This window comes from Cryobacterium sp. TMT1-19 (assembly GCF_004403055.1).
GTDB lineage: Bacteria > Actinomycetota > Actinomycetes > Actinomycetales > Microbacteriaceae > Cryobacterium > Cryobacterium sandaracinum.
On the sequence record NZ_SOHB01000058.1, the window covers coordinates 65549 to 81826 of the forward strand.

The window sequence follows — 16278 nt, forward strand, 5'->3', positions numbered from 1 at the left end:
GGCGGCGCCACCTAAAATTGCAGGATGCGCAGACGAGTTGTAATTCTCGGGTCGACCGGCTCGATCGGAACCCAGGCCCTCGATGTGATCAAGGCCAACCCCACCCGGTTCGAGGTGGTCGGGCTCTCCGCCGGCAACAACAGGACGATGCTCGAGGCGCAGGCCGCCGAGTTCGAGGTCGAGCACACGGCGCTCGGCGCGGACGAGGCCGAAGAGCTCGTGCGCGACGTCGAGGCCGACGTGGTGCTCAACGGCATCACGGGCTCGGTGGGCCTCGGGCCGACTCTCGCCGCCCTGCGAGCCGGTCGCACGCTGGCCCTGGCCAACAAGGAATCGCTCATCGTCGGCGGCGACCTGGTGAAGTCGCTGGCGGCGCCGGGACAGATCGTGCCCGTCGACTCCGAGCACTCCGCCATCGCGCAGGCGCTCCGCTCGGGAACGGCCGGCGAGGTGCGACGCCTGGTGCTGACGGCATCCGGGGGCCCGTTCCGTGGCCGACGACGCGGGCAGCTCACCGACGTCACGCCGGCCGAGGCGCTCGCGCACCCTACCTGGGAGATGGGGCTCGTCGTCACGACCAACTCGTCCACCCTCGTCAACAAGGGCCTCGAGGTGATCGAAGCGCATCTGCTCTTCGACGTGGAATACGAGCGCATCGATGTGGTCGTGCACCCGCAGTCCGTCGTGCACTCCATGGTGGAATTCATCGACGGATCGACGATCGCCCAGGCGTCCCCGCCGGATATGCGTCTGCCGATCTCGCTCGGGCTGGACTGGCCGAACCGCGTCGCGGCGGTCGGCACCCCGATCGACTGGACCATTCCGCAGAACTGGACCTTCGAGCCCCTCGACACGACGGCTTTCCCGGCCGTCGACCTGGCCAAGCAGGTCGGGCGCGCGGGCGGCACCTACCCCGCGGTGTTCAACGCGGCGAACGAGCAGGCCGTGGCGGCTTTCCACGCCGGCACCATCGGGTTTCTGGACATCGTCGACACCATCCAGCGTGTCGTCGAACGGCACGAGCAGGACGGCCCGCTCACACGCGAGTCGCTCGCCGGCGCCGAGGCGTGGGCCCGCGCCGCGGCGGACAAGCTCCTCGCCCGCTGAGAAAGCCGGCCATGCGGCTCAGGCCGTGTCGCCTGAGCTGCGGTAACTGTCCGCGGTGGCGGCGAGGGCATCCGGCCACGGGGTCTTGCCGACGCCGAGCTCGCGCTCGGTTTCGGCGGAATCGATGATGTACGGCACCCTGAGCTGATAGCTCGAGGCCCAGATCTCGTGCATCATCGGGTTCAGCGCGCCGAGCGATTTGAGCAGCCACTGCGGGTAGCCCGCCACCGTGCCGTGCGTGCCGTAGCGGCGGTTGAGCTGGGCGGCGATGTCGTCACGGGTGATGGCCGTGCTCGGCACATGCCAGAGCCGGCCCCAGTCGCCCCGGTAGTCGGCGGCGGCCACGAGAGTTGTCACGATGTCGGGCAGGTAGCTCCAGCTGTGCACGCGCCCGGGCCGGCCCACGACCCGGGCGGTCTTCGATTCCAGGATGGCTCTGAAGAACCGGTCGTCGAGATGCGCAGTGCCGACGACGCCCGGCCCGAAATAATCGCTCGCCCGCACCTCGACGGCCCGAATCTCGCCGCGGTCGTGCGCGTCCCTCGCCCGGTGCCAGAGCTCCTTGCGCACGAGCCCCTTCGTCTCGGTGGTCGTTTCCGGCGAATGCTCGGTCATCGGCCCGGTCGGAGACCCGTACGGGTAGAGATTGCCCATCATCACCAGGCGGGCGCCGGTGACGGATGCCGCCGTCAGCGCCGCGTCGATGACCGGCGGCCACTGGGTGGGCCAGTCGGTGTACCGCGGGTTGATGCACAGAAAGATCGTCGACATGCCGGTTGCCGCCCGGGTGAAGGTCTGGGCGTCGCTCGCGTTCAGCACGACAGACTCTACCCCGGGTGCCGCCGCGCCGGAGCGTGTTCCGACGGTCACCTGGTCTCCTCGAATCATCAGACGCTCGGCGAGCGGTCGCCCGACCATGCCGGCGCCGACGATCAGTTGCTGGGGCATGTATCCTCCTGAGGTGAGGCCGACGCTAGTCCTCGTCGTCGCAGCCGTCGTCGTTCTTCTTGCATTTACCGTCGTCCTTGTCGTTGCCGTTGTCAACGGACGTCGGGCTCGGGGCTGGAACCGGGGCCACGGTCGGCTCCGGCTTGCTCGCCTCGATCGCGGCGGTCAGGTCCGCGGACACCAGGTTGAGGGCTGACTGGATGTCGGCAGCACGGGCGGCGCTCACCCCGTCCGCCGCGGCCGCGGTCAGCAGGTCGGCCTGGACGGCCTCGAGCGAGGCCTGGGCGGCCTCGAAGTCGCCGGCCGCGGCGGCCGCTGTGACGTTCCGCACACCGGCCTGCAACTCGGTGGCGGTGCTCTGCTGCAGGTCGGGAGGCGTGCTCCCGCACCCGGTCAGGGTGGACGCGACGAGCGTGACCGCGGCCAGCGCGAGTGTTAGGCGGGCCCGAGGCATCATGGCGTCACGCTTTCCTGGAGTCGCTTCAGATTGGTGCCGAGGGAGCCGTCGACGGCCGGGTAGGTAGCGGCGGGCGTGGCCGGTTCAGCCACCCGCGGGGTGAAGACCACCACGGCGAGAACAATGAGCGCGGCCAGGACTCCGAGCGAGGCGAGCACTCGGGGCCGGCGCCACGCGGGAGCGATGGTGGTGCCACGGGCGCTACCCGGGGACCGTTCCGCCGCGCTGCCCGGTGAGCGGGCCGGAGCGCCGGCCGGCGGCAGAAACTCGGTGGGGGCATCTGCGCCGGGTTTCGGGGCAGCGATGACCTTCGTGACGGCCAGAACCGCAGTCGGCTCGAGGGTCGCGGCCCTAAGAACCGCGGTGGGCTCGAGGGTTTCGGTGGCGCCCAGGACGGCAGTGGGCTCCAACAGCTCGTTGGTGCCCAGATCGGCGGTGGGTTCCAGAAGCTCGGTGGCCCCCGGAGCCCCCATTGCAACGGTGACTGCGGTGACATCGGCGACGTTCTCCCCGCTGACCAGGCGTCGCAGCTGCACGGCTGCGTCACCCGCGCTGAGTCGGTCGGCCGGCTCGCGCATGGTCATGCCGCCCAGAACAGCGGCCCAGCGCTGGCCGAGATGGGCCGGGATGTGCGGCTGCCGCTGCAGCCTGGCCATTGCCGATTCGATCGCCGTTCCGGTGAAGGCGCGCTCGCCGGTGAGGCATTCGAGCAGCACGAGTCCGAGCGAGTAGACGTCGCTGGGCGGGCCGATGGTGCTGCCGAGTGCCTGTTCGGGGCTGAGGTAACCGGCCGTGCCGAGCAGAGACCCGGTCGCCGTGAGGCGGGTCGCGTCGAAGAGACGGGCAATGCCGAAGTCGGCGAGTTTGGCATGCATGGCGCGGCCGGGGAAGCCCGACGGTGCGAGCAGCACGTTCGCGGGCTTGATGTCGCGGTGGATGATGCCCTGCGCGTGCACGTAGTGCAGCGCCTCCGCGAGGTCGGCGCCCATGGCTGCCACCTCGTCGGGGTGCAGGGCCCCGTCGGCGATCTTGCTGCGCAGGTCCGTGCCGTCCACGAGCTCCATCACGATGTAAGTGCGCGAGACTCCGTCGATCACGGCCGTGCCGGCGTCGAACAGGGTGACCAGGGCGAAGTGGTTGAGGCTCGCGAGCACCGTGACCTCGCCGCTCTGGCGCTCGGGCCCGGCGTCGTCGGCCGTGTCGAGACGGAACAGCTTCACGGCGACCGTACGACCCAGAAAGAGGTCGGTGGCCCGGTAAACGGATGCCATCCCGCCCGTTCCGAGCAGAGCGTCGATACGAAAACGGTCGGCCAGGCTGATGCCGATGGGACCGACGGCGTGTGGCTTGGACAGAGGGAACCTCCTCGTGGATCCGTAAAGTCAAGCAAACCACACCTTGCAGGGGGAACAGCCAGCGCCCTCGCAGGGTGGAGTGGGTAATCTACGACTGTGGAAACCGTGCTGCTGTATATTCTGGGCGTTCTGATCGTCGTGGTCGGCCTTGCCCTGTCCATCGGCCTGCACGAGATCGGGCACCTGCTTCCCGCCAAGCTCTTCGGCGTCAAGGTCACCCAGTACATGATCGGTTTCGGGCCCACCCTATGGTCCCGTCGCAAGGGCGAGACCGAGTACGGCGTGAAGGCCATCCCGCTCGGCGGCTACATCGCCATGATCGGAATGTTCCCGCCCGCCAAAAAGGGCGGCAGAGTGCAGGCATCCAGCACTGGCTTCTTCAACCAGCTGGTGCAGGAGGGCGAACCGGAGAAGAAGCCCAGCGCCATGGCCACCATGGTCGACGACGCCCGCCAGTCCAGCGCCGACACCATCGGTGAGGGCGAGGAGCACCGCGCGTTCTACCGCCTGCCCGTCTTCAAGCGTGTCATCATCATGCTCGGCGGGCCCACGATGAATCTCCTCATCGCGGTCGTGCTCTTCGCCGTGCTCCTGATGGGCTTCGGAACGGCCCAGGCCAGCACCAGCGTCGGCAGCGTGTCCGAGTGCGTGCTGCCGGCCACGAGCACCCGGCAGACCTGCGAACCGACCGACGAGAAGGCGCCCGGCGCCGCGGCCGGCCTGCAGCCGGGCGACCGCCTGGTCAGCATGAACGGCACCCCGATCGACAGCTGGGACCAGTCCACCGAGATCATTCGCGAGTCGCCGGGCATCCCGCTTGCCACCGTCGTCGAACGCAACGGCACCCAGCAGACCCTGACCATCACCCCGAAACTCACCGAACGCTACGTGAGCGATGCCGACGGCGAGATCGAAGAGGATGCCGCCGGCGAGCCGAGGACCCAGGAGGTCGGCTTCGTCGGAATCGGCCCGGCTGGCGAGCTCGTGCCGCAGCCGGCGACCGCCGTGCTGCCCGCGGTGGGCGAGAACATCGGCGCGGTCGTGCACATGATCGCGAACCTGCCGCAGCGCATGATCGATATCGCCAACGCGGCCTTCGGACCGGGGGAGCGCGACGCCAACGGCCCGATCAGTGTGGTCGGGGTCGGCCGCGTCGCCGGCGAGATCGCCAGCATCGACGCCATCCCGGTGAACAGCAAGATCGCGAGCATGCTGGGGCTCCTGGCCTCGCTCAACGTGGCCCTGTTCGTGTTCAACTTGGTGCCGCTGATGCCGCTCGACGGCGGACACGTCGCCGGCGCGCTCTGGGAAGGGTTGCGGCGTCAGATCGCCAAGCTGTTCAGACGCCCCGACCCGGGCCCCGTCGACACGGCGAAACTGATGCCGCTCACCTTCGCCGTCGTGGTGGTGCTCGGCGCCATGAGCCTGCTGCTGATCTACGCGGACATCGTCAAACCGATCAACATCTTCGGCTGACCCGCGGCGCGTCCCGGCGCAGCTCCCCGCGGCTCTGCCCGGCGAGATTCGCCGAGATTCGCCGAAAATGCCGAGAGTCGCCGTTCCGCCAGGTCAACTGGGCAAAAACGGCGACTCTCGGCGTCTGCGAGCGGCGTCCGGTACGGGCGTTAGCGCGAGAGCAGCAGCGCCTCACCCTGGCCGCCGCCGCCGCAGAGGGCGACGGCGGCCTTACCGGTGCCGCGCCGGGCCAGCTCAAGCGCCGCGTGCAGCGCGAGGCGGCCGCCCGAGGCCCCGATCGGATGCCCGAGGGCGATCGCGCCGCCGTGGATGTTGACCTGCTCGGGGGAGAGGCCGAGCTCCCGGGTCGATTCGAGCGACACCGCGGCGAAGGCCTCATTGATCTCGACCAGGTCGAGCTCGTCGGCCGCCCAGCCCTGGCGCTCCAACGCGCGGTGGATCGCGTTCGCCGGCTGTGAGTGCAGCGAGTTGTCGGGTCCGGCGACCTGGCCGGAGGACTCCACCACCGCCAGCCAGCTGAGCTCATTGTCGTCGGCGAATCGGCGGCTGCACAGCACGAGGGCGCTGGCACCGTCGCTCAGCGGCGACGAGTTGCCGGCCGTGACGGTGCCGTCCTCGGTGAAGGCCGGGCGCAGCCGGCCCAGCGTCTGCGTGGTGCTGTCGCCGCGCACACCCTCGTCCGTGGCGACCAGGAGCGGCTCGCCCTTCCGCTGCGGAACGCTGATCGGGGTGATCTCGTCGTCGAAGACGCCGTTCTCGACGGCGGCGGCGGCGCGCTGGTGCGAGGCGGCCGCGATGGCATCCTGGTCCGCCCGAAGCAGGCCGAGCCGCCCGTTGACATGCTCGGTGGAAAGGCCCATAGAGAGGCCGTCGAAAGCATCCGTCAGCCCGTCGCTGGCGGCGTGGTCAAGCATGGTGACGCTGCCGTAGGCCCAGCCCGTGCGCGAGCCGGGCAGCAGGTGCGGGGCGTTCGACATCGATTCCTGGCCGCCGGCCACGACGACATCCGCTTCACCGAGACGGATGATCCGGGCCGCGTCGATCACGGCGGCCAACCCCGAGAGGCACACCTTGTTCAGAGTCATCGCCGGAACGTTCCACGGGATGCCGGCGCCGATCGCGCTCTGCCGGGCCGGGTTCTGGCCGGAGCCGGCCTGCAGGACCTGGCCCATCAGCACGAACTGCACCTGGTCGGGTGTCACGCCGGCGCGGGCGAGCGCCCCGGTGATGGCAGCGGTTCCCAGCTGCACGGCGGTGAGGCCTGAGAGCTGCCCGTTCACCCGACCCTGCGGTGTGCGCGAGCCCGCGAGGATGACGACGTCGCTGCTGTTCACGGCACTGTGGTTCATAGCGGATCTCCTTCAGAAGACCGATCGGGCCGAGGGCCGATCGGGTAGGTGTGGCGATGCGTTCCGGCGGTGGCCCCGACCGTCGGGAGTCATCCGGCATCCGTTCAGATTTCGCCCGGTCTCGCCGCGTAAGCTGTCGCCGTGGCTGCAATCAACCTGGGAATGCCCAAAGTACCTGAAGTACTCGCTCCGCGTCGCAAGACGCGTCAGATCAAGGTCGGCAAGGTACTCGTCGGCGGTGACGCGCGCGTGAGCGTGCAGTCGATGACGACGACGCCGACCACGAACATCAACGCGACCCTGCAGCAGATTGCCGAGCTGACGGCATCCGGCTGCGACATCGTGCGCGTCGCCGTGCCCAGCCGCGACGACGCCGAGGTGCTGCCGATCATCGCGATGAAGAGCCAGATCCCGGTCATCGCCGACATCCACTTCCAGCCGAGCTACGTGTTCGCCGCGATCGACGCCGGCTGTGCCGCCGTGCGCGTCAACCCGGGAAACATCCGCAAGTTCGACGACCAGGTCGGCAAGATCGCCGCCGCGGCCAAAGCAGCCGGCGTCTCGCTCCGCATCGGCGTCAACGCCGGCTCGCTCGAGCCGAGCCTGCTGCAGAAGTACGGCAAGGCCACCCCGGAGGCGCTCGTCGAGAGCGCCGTCTGGGAAGCCAGTCTGTTCGAGGAACACGACTTCCACGACTTCAAGATCTCCGTCAAGCACAACGACCCGGTGATCATGGTCAAGGCCTACCGGCTGCTCGCCGAACGCGGCGATTGGCCCCTGCACCTCGGCGTCACCGAGGCCGGACCGTCGTTCCAGGGCACCATCAAGAGCGCCACGGCGTTCGGTATCCTGCTCGGCGAAGGCATCGGTGACACCATCCGGGTGTCGCTGAGCGCGCCCCCGGCCGAGGAGATCAAGGTGGGCCTGCAGATCCTGCAGTCGCTGAACCTGCGCGAGCGCAAGCTCGAGATCGTGTCCTGCCCGAGTTGCGGTCGCGCCCAGGTCGACGTGTACAAGCTCGCCAACGACGTCACCGACGGCCTCGAGGGCATGACCGTGCCGCTCCGGGTTGCCGTGATGGGTTGTGTGGTTAACGGACCGGGCGAGGCCCGCGACGCCGACCTCGGCGTGGCGTCGGGTAACGGCAAGGGCCAGATCTTCGTGCGCGGCGAGGTCATCAAGACCGTGCCGGAGTCGGAGATTGTCGCGACCCTGATCGAGGAGGCCAACCGGATGGCCGCCGAGATGCCGCCGAGCGAAGACTCCCTCGGCGCCCCCGTCGTGACGGTCGGCTCCAACTAGTCGAGATCCAACGAGTCCAGCGAGTCCCATTCGCTGGGTCGCGTCGCGTCGCGTCCGGAAGATCAGATCTCAGTCGCCGCGTGCATGACGTTCATCACAGGTGGAGCACCGTTCCAGCGTTGAACCAATTCGACGGAGATTTTCACGTAATGGGGACTTTTCGCGGGCTCTAGGGCCGATTCCGGCAGAACCTCCGTCGAATTCGTTCGGGAGAGGGAAGCTGCCGGGGCTCTGATGGGAAGGACTCGTCGGCCGGAACGTGCGGTCATTCGGCGTCGCGGTGCGTCGCTGGGCCAGCCGCGCACACTCGTCATGGGCATCCGTTGTCACGTAAACGCGGAGATTTTTGAGACACACCGGTTTTGGCGCCGTATTGTGCGGCGTGTTGCGAAAATCTCCGAGGTTAGCGACCGGCCGCAACGGATGCCCGGGGCGGGAGCGTCTGCACGTCGGGTCGCCAGGTCTCGGCGAGCGCGACCGCCGCTGGCGCGACCGCCGCTAGCGGCACCTCGGTCAAGACGGTTCGCGGCGCAGGTTGTGGAATTTGGCGGACCGCGGAACAGGTGCCGGCGTCCACCGGGTGCGCCGCGACGTCTGTCCGCGCGCCGTAAAGTGGGTGAGTGCCTATTCGTATGTCCAACTACTTCCTCCGTACCCTCCGCGAAGACCCCTCGGACGCCGAGGTCACCAGCCACCGCCTGCTGGTGCGCGCCGGTTACATCCGCCGCCAGGCCCCCGGAATCTTCGCGTGGCTGCCGATCGGTCTGCGCGTCAAGGCCAAGATCGAGACGATCGTGCGCGAGGAGATGGCCGCGGCCGGCGCCTTCGAGGTGCACTTCCCGGCCCTGCTGCCGCGGGAACCCTACGAGATCACGGGCCGCTGGGACGAATACGGCGACGGCCTCTTCCGGCTCACGGACCGCAAGGGCAGCGACTTGCTCCTCGCCCCCACCCACGAAGAGGTCTTCACACTCCTCGTGAAGGACCTCTACAGTTCCTACAAGGACCTGCCCCTGTCGATCTTCCAGATCCAGGACAAGTACCGCGACGAGGCCCGGTCCCGCGGCGGGCTGCTGCGCGGCCGCGAATTCACGATGAAGGATGCCTACTCCTTCGACTACACGGATGCCGGCCTCGACACGAGCTACCAGGCTCAGCGCGACGCCTACGAGCGCATCTTCACCCGGCTCGGCCTCGAGTACGTCATCGTTCAGGCGGATGCCGGCGCAATGGGCGGCTCCAAGAGCGAAGAGTTCCTGCACCCGACCCCGGTCGGCGAAGACACCTTCGTACGCTCGGCCGGCGGCTACGCGGCCAACATCGAGGCGTTCCGCACGGTCGTCCCGCCATCGATCGACTGGGCTGGCTTGCCCGCCGCCGAGGTCTTCGACACCCCGGGCACCCCCACCATCCAGACCCTGGTGGACCGGGCCAACAGCGATCATCCGCGTCCCGACGGCCGCGCCTGGACCGCCGCGGACACCCTCAAGAACGTCGTCCTCGCGCTCATCCAACCCGACGGCACCCGTGAACTCCTCGTGATCGGCCTCCCCGGCGACCGCGAGGTGGACCTCAAGCGCGTCGAGGTGGCCGTCACCCCCGCCGAGGTCGAGGCCGCGAACGAAACGGACTTTGCCAAGTTCCCCGGGCTGGTCAAGGGCTACATCGGACCCTGGAGCGCGAACGGAGCGGTGTTCGGTGAGAAGTCGACCACCGGCATCCGTTTTCTGGTTGACCCGCGCGTGGTGGAGGGCACCGAGTGGATCACGGGCGCGAACGAGCCCGGCCGCCACGTCTTCGGTCTCGTCGCCGGCCGGGATTTCGCGCTGGGCGGCACCATCGAGGCCGCCGAGGTTCGCGTCGGCGATCCCGCGCCCGACGGCTCCGGCCCGGTGGAGCTGGCCCGCGGCATGGAGATCGGCCACGTTTTCCAACTCGGCCGAAAGTACGCTGAGGCGCTCGGCCTGAAGGTTCTCGACGAGAACGGCAAGCTCGTCACGGTCACGATGGGTTCCTACGGCATCGGCGTCACCCGCATCCTCGCCACCATCGCCGAACTCAACAACGACCCGAAGGGCCTGATCTGGCCCGAGACGGTCGCGCCGTTCGACGTGCACGTGATCGCCACCGGCCGGGACGATGTGGTCTTCGAGACTGCCGAAACCGTTGTCGCCATGCTGGAGGGCACCCAGCGCGACGTGCTCTACGACGACCGCCGCAAGGTGTCGCCGGGCGTCAAGTTCGGCGACGCGGAACTGATCGGCATCCCCGTCATCGTCATCGTGGGCCGTGGCGCCGCCGACGGCATCGTGGAACTCTGGGACCGTCGCACCGGTGAGCGCACCCAGGTGGCCATTGCCGAACTGGCCGCCAGCTTCGCCTGAGCGCCCGGCCCGGCTGAAGGTTCAGAGGCGGGCGAGCCGCGCCTGGGCGAAGCAGTACACGCCATAAGCGATCACCCCGGCGCCGACCAGCACCAGGATCGCCACCCCGAACGGCAGCGCCACGAGTGACTTCAGCGCACCGTCCATGCCGGTGGCCTTCTCCGGGTCGAGCGTGAAAGCCGCCACGGTGAAGAGGATGCCCACGGCGGCCAGCGCGATGCCCTCCGCTATGTAGCCCATGGTTCCGAGGATGACGACCACCGTGCCGGCCGGGCCGCCGGGCACCGTGATGCTGTCGGTGAAGCCATGGCTGGCGCCGCGGTGAATGAAGACGCCGCCGATCACGACCACGGCCAGGCCGGCGACGAAGAGCAGCACGATGCCCCCGGGAATCGACAGCAGTCTCGCGGTCGAGTCGCTGGCTGTTTCCGACGAGCTTGCCGAGGCTCCGCGGGCGAACGTGAACGCCGTCCACGCGATGAACAGGAAGACGACACCCTTGCCGATCAGGACGGCGCGGTGGGCCCACTTGCGTTTCGGATCTTGGGCGGGTTCAAGGAACACCTGTACCAGATACCAGAGGCCGAGCGAGGCCAGGCCGAGAACCACCGTCCAGAGCACGAACACGCCGCCGGGGGTTTGGGCCAGCTGCCCGAGCGCGCCAGACTGGTCTGCCGACTCGCCACCGGCGCCCGTTGCCACGCTGATTGCGATGGCGCCGATCATGACGTGAAGCAGGCCGTTCACCGCATAACCGGCGCGGGCCAGAAGTTGGAAGGTGCGGCTGCCCTCGACGGTGCGTGCAGCGTGGTGAGCGTTGTCGGATACGGAATCGGCGGCCATCCGCCCAGCGTAGCGCCGCGCTCGGGCCGAGGGGAAGGCAGTTTCGGCGCGGGACGGGCCTGGGTCGGGTGACGGGCGTCCGGGGATTCGGCTAATCTAGGACGAGCCCGCTGCGCAGTTTCGCGGCGGCAAGATCTGAATAGAGGAGGCCGGCCATGGACATCGACCTCAGCGTGTTGCGGCAGTTGGAGCGCGAGAAAGAGATTCCCTTCGAGGAACTCGTGCGGATCATTGAGCAAGCAATTCTGACGGCCTACGTGAAGCACACCCACCAGGGTGAAGTCTCCACGAAGCAGGTCGTCGAGGAAGAGCCGGAAGCGCGCGTCGTCCTCGACCGCAAGACCGGCCACGTCGACATTTTTGTGCCCGAACACGACGAAGAGGGCAACGTCGTCGGCGAAGCCGTCGGCAACCCCACCGACTTCGGTCGCATCGCGGCCTTCGCGGCCAAGCAGGTCATCAACCAGCGTCTGCGCGACCTGGCCGATGACGCTGTGCTCGGTGAATTCAAGGGCCGCGAGGGTGAGATCGTCGCCGGGATCATCCAGCAGGGTCCGAACCCGCGCATGATCCACGTCGACTTGGGCACGATCGAGGCGATCCTGCCGCCTGAAGAGCAGGTGCCGAGCGAGAGCTACGTGCACGGACAGCGCATTCGCGTCTATGTCACTGCCGTCGGCAAGGGCCTCAAAGGCCCGCAGATCACGGTGTCCCGCACGCACCCTTCGCTGGTGCGTCGCCTCTTCGCCCTCGAGGTGCCGGAGATCGCCAGCGGCGTCGTCGAAATCGTCTCGCTTGCCCGTGAGGCCGGTCACCGCACCAAAATGGCCGTTCGCGCCACGGAGCCCGGCGTCAATGCCAAGGGCGCCTGCATCGGCGAACTCGGCCAGCGCGTGCGCGCCGTCACCGTGGAGCTCAACAACGAGAAGATCGACATCGTCGACTACTCGCCAGACCTGGCCACCTTCGTCGCCAGCGCACTGTCGCCGGCCAAGGTCACCAGTTCCTACGTGATCGACGAATCGATCAAGGCCGTTCGAGCCCTCGTTCCCGACTACCAGCTGTCGCTGGCGATCGGCAAGGAAGGTCAGAATGCGCGCCTCGCGGCCAAGCTCACGGGTGCGAAAATCGACATTCAGCCGGACAGCATTCTGGAGGACACGGAATAGGGGGTACGATGGATCCCGTTAGAACGTGCATTGGATGCCGTTTGCGCGCTCCGCGATCCTCACTTCTGAGGGTTGTAGCCCGAGAATCGGAACTCGTGGTGGATGAAACCGCCACTCTGCCTGGGCGAGGTGCGTGGCTGCATCCCACTACCGCGTGCTTCCAGGACGCACTGCGGCGACACGCTTTCGGGCGTGCCCTTCGCGTGACCAGTTCAATGGACGCGAATCAACTAGAGAACAGGCTGAACAGGCTTATGGATAACTAATGAGCGGCTCGAAATGAGACCCGTCCGTTACTAACGGTCTGCCCCTTTCCGGGTGCAGACCCGGAACAGGAGAATTGTGGCTGCGAAACCACGCGTACACGAGATCGCTAGCGAGCTCGGCGTCGACAGCAAGGTTGCCCTTGCTAAATTGAAAGAGATGGGCGAGTTCGTCAAGGGCCCGTCCAGTAGCGTTGAACCCCCGGTAGCGCGCCGTCTGCGCGCCGCCCTGGCGGCCGATGGCTCCAGCACCGCGGCTCCCGCCGCCACTGCTACAGCCCCAGCCGGCGCCACCCCCGTCGCCGCGACAACCCCCGCGAAGCCGGGCGGCGCACGTCCGTCCCCGGCCAAGTTGGCCGTCAAGCCGGGTGTACGTCCCGTCGTCGAGGTCCCCGCAGCGGTTGCTCCCGCCGCGGACGCCCCGCCGATGCCGACCGCCCCGCTCACAGTCGCCGAGCGTCAGGCTCAGGCTACCGAGAAGGCTGCGGCTGCCGCGAAGGCTGCGGCTGCCGCGATCGTCACCGAGACCGTGACCGCGACGGATGCCCCGGTCGCCAAGACCGCGGGTGGCGCTTCGGGCGCAGCCAAACCCGGTGCGTCCGTGCCGAAGCCGCCGGCGGCTCGTCCGGGCAACAATCCGTTCGCCAGCAACCAGGGCATGGGCAAGACCCCGAGTCCGCGTCCCGGCAACAACCCGTTTGCGAGCGCGCAGGGCATGGGCCAGCGCCCGCCGTCCACGTCTTCGCCCAGTAACATTCCGCGCCCCGCGGCCCCGCGCCCCGGTGCACCTCGTCCGGGTGGACCCGGGCAGGCCCCGCGCCCGACTGGTTTCGGTCAGCGTCCGGGTGCGTTCCAGCGTCCCGGTGGCGCTCCGGGTGGTGCCGGCGGCGCACGCCCCGGCTTCCAGCGTCCTGGTGGCGCCCCGGCCGGAGCCCCCGGCTTCGGCCCGCCCCGTCCTGCCGGTGGTGGCGGCGCCGGAGGTCGCGGTCGCGGCCCCGGCGGCGGAACCGCTGGCGCGTTCGGTCGCGGTGGCGGCAAGAACAAGGCCCGCAAGTCCAAGCGGACGAAGAGAGCAGAGTTTGAGCTGCGCGAGGCTCCGTCGCTGGGTGGCGTGAGCGTACCCCGCGGCGATGGCGGAACCGTGGTGCGTCTGCGCCGCGGTGCGTCCATCACGGACTTCGCCGACAAGATCGACGCGAGCCCCGGAAACCTGGTCACGGTCCTGTTCCACCTCGGTGAGATGGCCACGGCAACCGAGTCGCTCGACGAGGCCACGTTCGACGTTCTCGGCTCCGAGCTCGGTTACAAGATCCAGATGGTCTCTCCGGACGACGAAGACCGCGAGCTGCTGCTCGCCTTCGACATCGACATCGACCAGGAGCTGGAAGACGAGACGGATGACGAGCTTGTCGCCCGTCCCCCCGTCGTCACCGTCATGGGTCACGTCGACCACGGCAAGACCGCGCTCCTGGACGCCATTCGCAACGCGAAGGTGGCCGCGGGCGAAGCCGGCGGAATCACGCAGCACATCGGTGCCTACCAGGTCATCACCGAACACGAAAGCATTGAACGCGCCATCACCTTCATCGACACACCGGGCCATGAGGCGTTCACCGCCATGCGTGCCCGTGGTGCCCAGGTGACGGACATTGCGATCCTCGTGGTCGCGGCGGACGACGGCATCATGCCGCAGACGATTGAGGCGCTCAACCACGCCCAGGCCGCCAACGTGCCGATCGTGGTTGCAGTCAACAAGATCGACAAGCCCGGCGCCAACCCGCAGAAGGTGCGCCAGCAGCTCACCGAGTTCGGTCTCGTCGCCGAAGAATACGGTGGAGACGTCATGTTCGTCGACGTGTCGGCGAAGCAGGGCACCGGGATCCAGGAAGTCCTGAACGCCGTGCTCCTCACCGCTGACGCCGGTCTCGACATGCGGGCCAACCCGGACAAGGACGCTCGCGGCGTGGCCATCGAGGCTCGCCTCGACAAGGGTCGTGGCGCCGTGGCGACCGTGCTCATCCAGTCGGGAACTCTGAACGTCGGGGACTCCATCGTGGCGGGCACGGCCTACGGCCGCGTTCGTGCGATGGCAGACGAGAACGGCGTGCCCGTGCTCGCCGCAACCCCGTCCCGTGCCGTCCAGGTTCAGGGCCTCTCCAGCGTGCCGCGTGCAGGCGACACCTTCCTGGTGATTCAGGAAGACCGCACGGCTCGTCAGATCGCCGAGAAGCGCGAAGCCGCCGAGCGCAACGCCCTGCTGGCCAAGGCCCGCAAGCGGATCAGCCTCGAAGACTTCACCCGTGCACTCGAAGAGGGCAAGGTCGAATCACTCAACCTCATCATCAAGGGTGACGTTTCCGGTGCTGTTGAAGCCCTGGAAGAGTCGCTGCTCAAGATCGAGGTCGACGATTCGGTTCAGCTGCGCATCATCCACCGCGGAGTCGGTGCGGTCACGGAAAGCGACGTCAACCTCGCCACCGTCGACAACGCCATCATCATCGGCTTCAACGTGCGCCCCGACACGAAGGCACGCGAACGCGCAGCCCGTGAAGGCGTGGATGTGCGCTTTTACTCGGTCATCTACAACGCACTCGAGGACATCGAGAACTCCCTCAAGGGAATGCTCAAGCCCGAGTTCGAAGAGGTGCAGAGTGGTGTTGCCGAGATCCGCGAGGTGTTCAGCTCCTCCAAGTTCGGAAACGTCGCCGGCGTCATCGTACGGTCGGGCGTCATCACGAGAAACGCCAAGGCGCGGGTAATCCGCAACGGTGTCGTCGTGGGAGACAACCTGGGCATCGAGTCACTGCGCCGGTTCAAGGACGATGTCACCGAGGTCCGTACGGACTTCGAGTGTGGTATCGGCCTGGGCAAGTTCAACGACATCCAGATCGGTGACGAAATCGAGACGATCGAAATGAAGGAAAAGCCGCGGGTCTAAGGACGTACGGATGATGGGTGTGGGTTTCGCCGGGGTTCCTGAACTCGGACGCGGCGGGGCCCGCACCTTTGGTAATTTTTCGACAATAGGAGTTAGACCATGGCAGATCCGGCACGCGCCAGGAAAATGGCCGACCGCATCAAGGTCATCGTGGCCAAGCGCATCGAACGCGGACTCCGCGATCCGAGGCTCGGTTTCGTGACCATCACCGACGTGAAGGTGACCGGTGACCTGCAGCACGCCTCGGTGTTCTACACGGTCTACGGTTCGGCGGAGGAACGAGCCGACAGCGCGACAGCGCTCAAGGCGGCCACCGGCATGCTGAGGAGCGAGGTCGGTAAGAACATCACCGCCCGGCTGACGCCGTCGCTCGAATTCATCGCGGACGCCATCCCGGAGAATGCGGCCCTGATCGACGACCTGCTGCGTGAGGCGCGCGAGCGCGACACGCAGGTTGAGGAGCAGGCTCGCACGGCGAAGTATGCCGGCGACGAGGACCCCTACGTCAAGCCGCGCGAATACGCCGAAGACGAAGACGACGGCGAAGACGAAGGCGAAGACGAAGGCGACGACGAGGAAGACGACGAGGCGCAGCCCGGGGGCGGCCAACACGCCGAAGTTTCCGCCGAAGTTCCCGCCGGGTCGCATTTGCAGAAGTAAGGAAGCAACACCTGCCAGTCAGTGACC

The 16278-nt window shown here is 67.8% G+C and carries 13 protein-coding genes; 8 read left to right on the forward strand and 5 right to left on the reverse strand.

Annotated elements, in window-relative coordinates; translation table 11 throughout:
* The first annotated feature begins 24 nt into the window (after positions 1 to 24).
* On the forward strand, positions 25 to 1107 hold the full coding sequence (gene dxr, locus E3T40_RS14270; RefSeq protein ID WP_134544366.1) for a 1-deoxy-D-xylulose-5-phosphate reductoisomerase: 1083 nt from the start codon (positions 25 to 27) through the stop codon (positions 1105 to 1107).
* An 18-nt stretch (positions 1108 to 1125) separates the two neighbouring features.
* Here dxr and E3T40_RS14275 read toward each other — a convergent pair whose 3' ends face one another.
* The 3 genes from E3T40_RS14275 to E3T40_RS14285 are packed head-to-tail and all read right to left on the reverse strand — an operon-like array spanning position 1126 to position 3867.
* Positions 1126 to 2055 carry an NAD-dependent epimerase gene (locus tag E3T40_RS14275; RefSeq protein WP_134544369.1) on the reverse strand — a complete coding sequence of 310 codons (930 nt, stop codon included), beginning with the start codon at positions 2053 to 2055 and terminating at the stop codon, positions 1126 to 1128.
* A gap of 25 nt (positions 2056 to 2080) precedes the next feature.
* A complete protein-coding gene (locus E3T40_RS14280) occupies positions 2081 to 2512 on the reverse strand; it encodes a hypothetical protein (protein WP_104100271.1) in 432 nt (143 codons plus the stop codon).
* On the reverse strand, positions 2509 to 3867 hold the full coding sequence (locus E3T40_RS14285; RefSeq protein WP_370287936.1) for a protein kinase: 1359 nt from the start codon (positions 3865 to 3867) through the stop codon (positions 2509 to 2511). Before E3T40_RS14285 ends, E3T40_RS14280 begins: the two co-directional genes overlap by 4 nt.
* A gap of 96 nt (positions 3868 to 3963) precedes the next feature.
* Here E3T40_RS14285 and E3T40_RS14290 point away from each other — a divergent pair, with 96 nt between their 5' ends.
* Positions 3964 to 5343 (forward strand): RIP metalloprotease, encoded by a 1380-nt coding sequence (locus E3T40_RS14290; protein ID WP_166786648.1) that lies wholly within the window; start codon positions 3964 to 3966, stop codon positions 5341 to 5343.
* Between the two features lie 149 nt (positions 5344 to 5492).
* On the opposite strand, the gene E3T40_RS14295 is transcribed toward E3T40_RS14290, so the two are convergent.
* On the reverse strand, positions 5493 to 6692 hold the full coding sequence (locus E3T40_RS14295) for an acetyl-CoA C-acetyltransferase (RefSeq protein ID WP_104170314.1): 1200 nt from the start codon (positions 6690 to 6692) through the stop codon (positions 5493 to 5495).
* Between the two features lie 141 nt (positions 6693 to 6833).
* Between E3T40_RS14295 and ispG the strand changes: the two genes are divergently transcribed.
* Positions 6834 to 7994, forward strand: a complete 1161-nt coding sequence (gene ispG, locus E3T40_RS14300; protein ID WP_174720143.1) for a flavodoxin-dependent (E)-4-hydroxy-3-methylbut-2-enyl-diphosphate synthase — start codon at positions 6834 to 6836, stop codon at positions 7992 to 7994.
* A 632-nt stretch (positions 7995 to 8626) separates the two neighbouring features.
* Complete coding sequence (locus tag E3T40_RS14305) at positions 8627 to 10378, forward strand: proline--tRNA ligase (protein WP_134544401.1); 1752 nt, start codon at positions 8627 to 8629, stop codon at positions 10376 to 10378.
* A 21-nt stretch (positions 10379 to 10399) separates the two neighbouring features.
* Here E3T40_RS14305 and E3T40_RS14310 read toward each other — a convergent pair whose 3' ends face one another.
* Positions 10400 to 11221: a DUF1206 domain-containing protein gene (locus tag E3T40_RS14310; RefSeq protein WP_134544374.1), complete on the reverse strand. Its 822-nt coding sequence runs from the start codon at positions 11219 to 11221 to the stop codon at positions 10400 to 10402.
* A gap of 155 nt (positions 11222 to 11376) precedes the next feature.
* Here E3T40_RS14310 and nusA point away from each other — a divergent pair, with 155 nt between their 5' ends.
* The 4 genes from nusA (at position 11377) to rbfA (ending at position 16251) form a co-directional block, all read left to right on the forward strand.
* Positions 11377 to 12390, forward strand: coding sequence for a transcription termination factor NusA (gene nusA, locus E3T40_RS14315; protein WP_104171529.1), 1014 nt, complete (start codon positions 11377 to 11379; stop codon positions 12388 to 12390).
* An 8-nt stretch (positions 12391 to 12398) separates the two neighbouring features.
* Complete coding sequence (locus E3T40_RS14320) at positions 12399 to 12656, forward strand: YlxR family protein (protein ID WP_134417472.1); 258 nt, start codon at positions 12399 to 12401, stop codon at positions 12654 to 12656.
* A 76-nt stretch (positions 12657 to 12732) separates the two neighbouring features.
* Entirely contained in the window at positions 12733 to 15591 is a 2859-nt protein-coding gene (gene infB / locus E3T40_RS14325; protein WP_134544376.1) for a translation initiation factor IF-2, read from the forward strand.
* 99 nt (positions 15592 to 15690) lie between these two features.
* On the forward strand, positions 15691 to 16251 hold the full coding sequence (gene rbfA, locus E3T40_RS14330) for a 30S ribosome-binding factor RbfA (protein WP_134544379.1): 561 nt from the start codon (positions 15691 to 15693) through the stop codon (positions 16249 to 16251).
* Positions 16252 to 16278 lie beyond the last annotated feature (27 nt).

Coding starts and splice junctions, on each gene's coding strand:
- dxr (WP_134544366.1), top strand. CDS start 25: ATGCGCAGACGAGTTGTAATTCTCGGGTCGACCGGCTCGATCGGAACC.
- E3T40_RS14275 (WP_134544369.1), bottom strand. CDS start 2,055: ATGCCCCAGCAACTGATCGTCGGCGCCGGCATGGTCGGGCGACCGCTC.
- E3T40_RS14280 (WP_104100271.1), bottom strand. CDS start 2,512: ATGATGCCTCGGGCCCGCCTAACACTCGCGCTGGCCGCGGTCACGCTC.
- E3T40_RS14295 (WP_104170314.1), bottom strand. CDS start 6,692: ATGAACCACAGTGCCGTGAACAGCAGCGACGTCGTCATCCTCGCGGGC.
- E3T40_RS14305 (WP_134544401.1), top strand. CDS start 8,627: ATGTCCAACTACTTCCTCCGTACCCTCCGCGAAGACCCCTCGGACGCC.
- E3T40_RS14310 (WP_134544374.1), bottom strand. CDS start 11,221: ATGGCCGCCGATTCCGTATCCGACAACGCTCACCACGCTGCACGCACC.
- nusA (WP_104171529.1), top strand. CDS start 11,377: ATGGACATCGACCTCAGCGTGTTGCGGCAGTTGGAGCGCGAGAAAGAG.
- E3T40_RS14320 (WP_134417472.1), top strand. CDS start 12,399: ATGGATCCCGTTAGAACGTGCATTGGATGCCGTTTGCGCGCTCCGCGA.
- rbfA (WP_134544379.1), top strand. CDS start 15,691: ATGGCAGATCCGGCACGCGCCAGGAAAATGGCCGACCGCATCAAGGTC.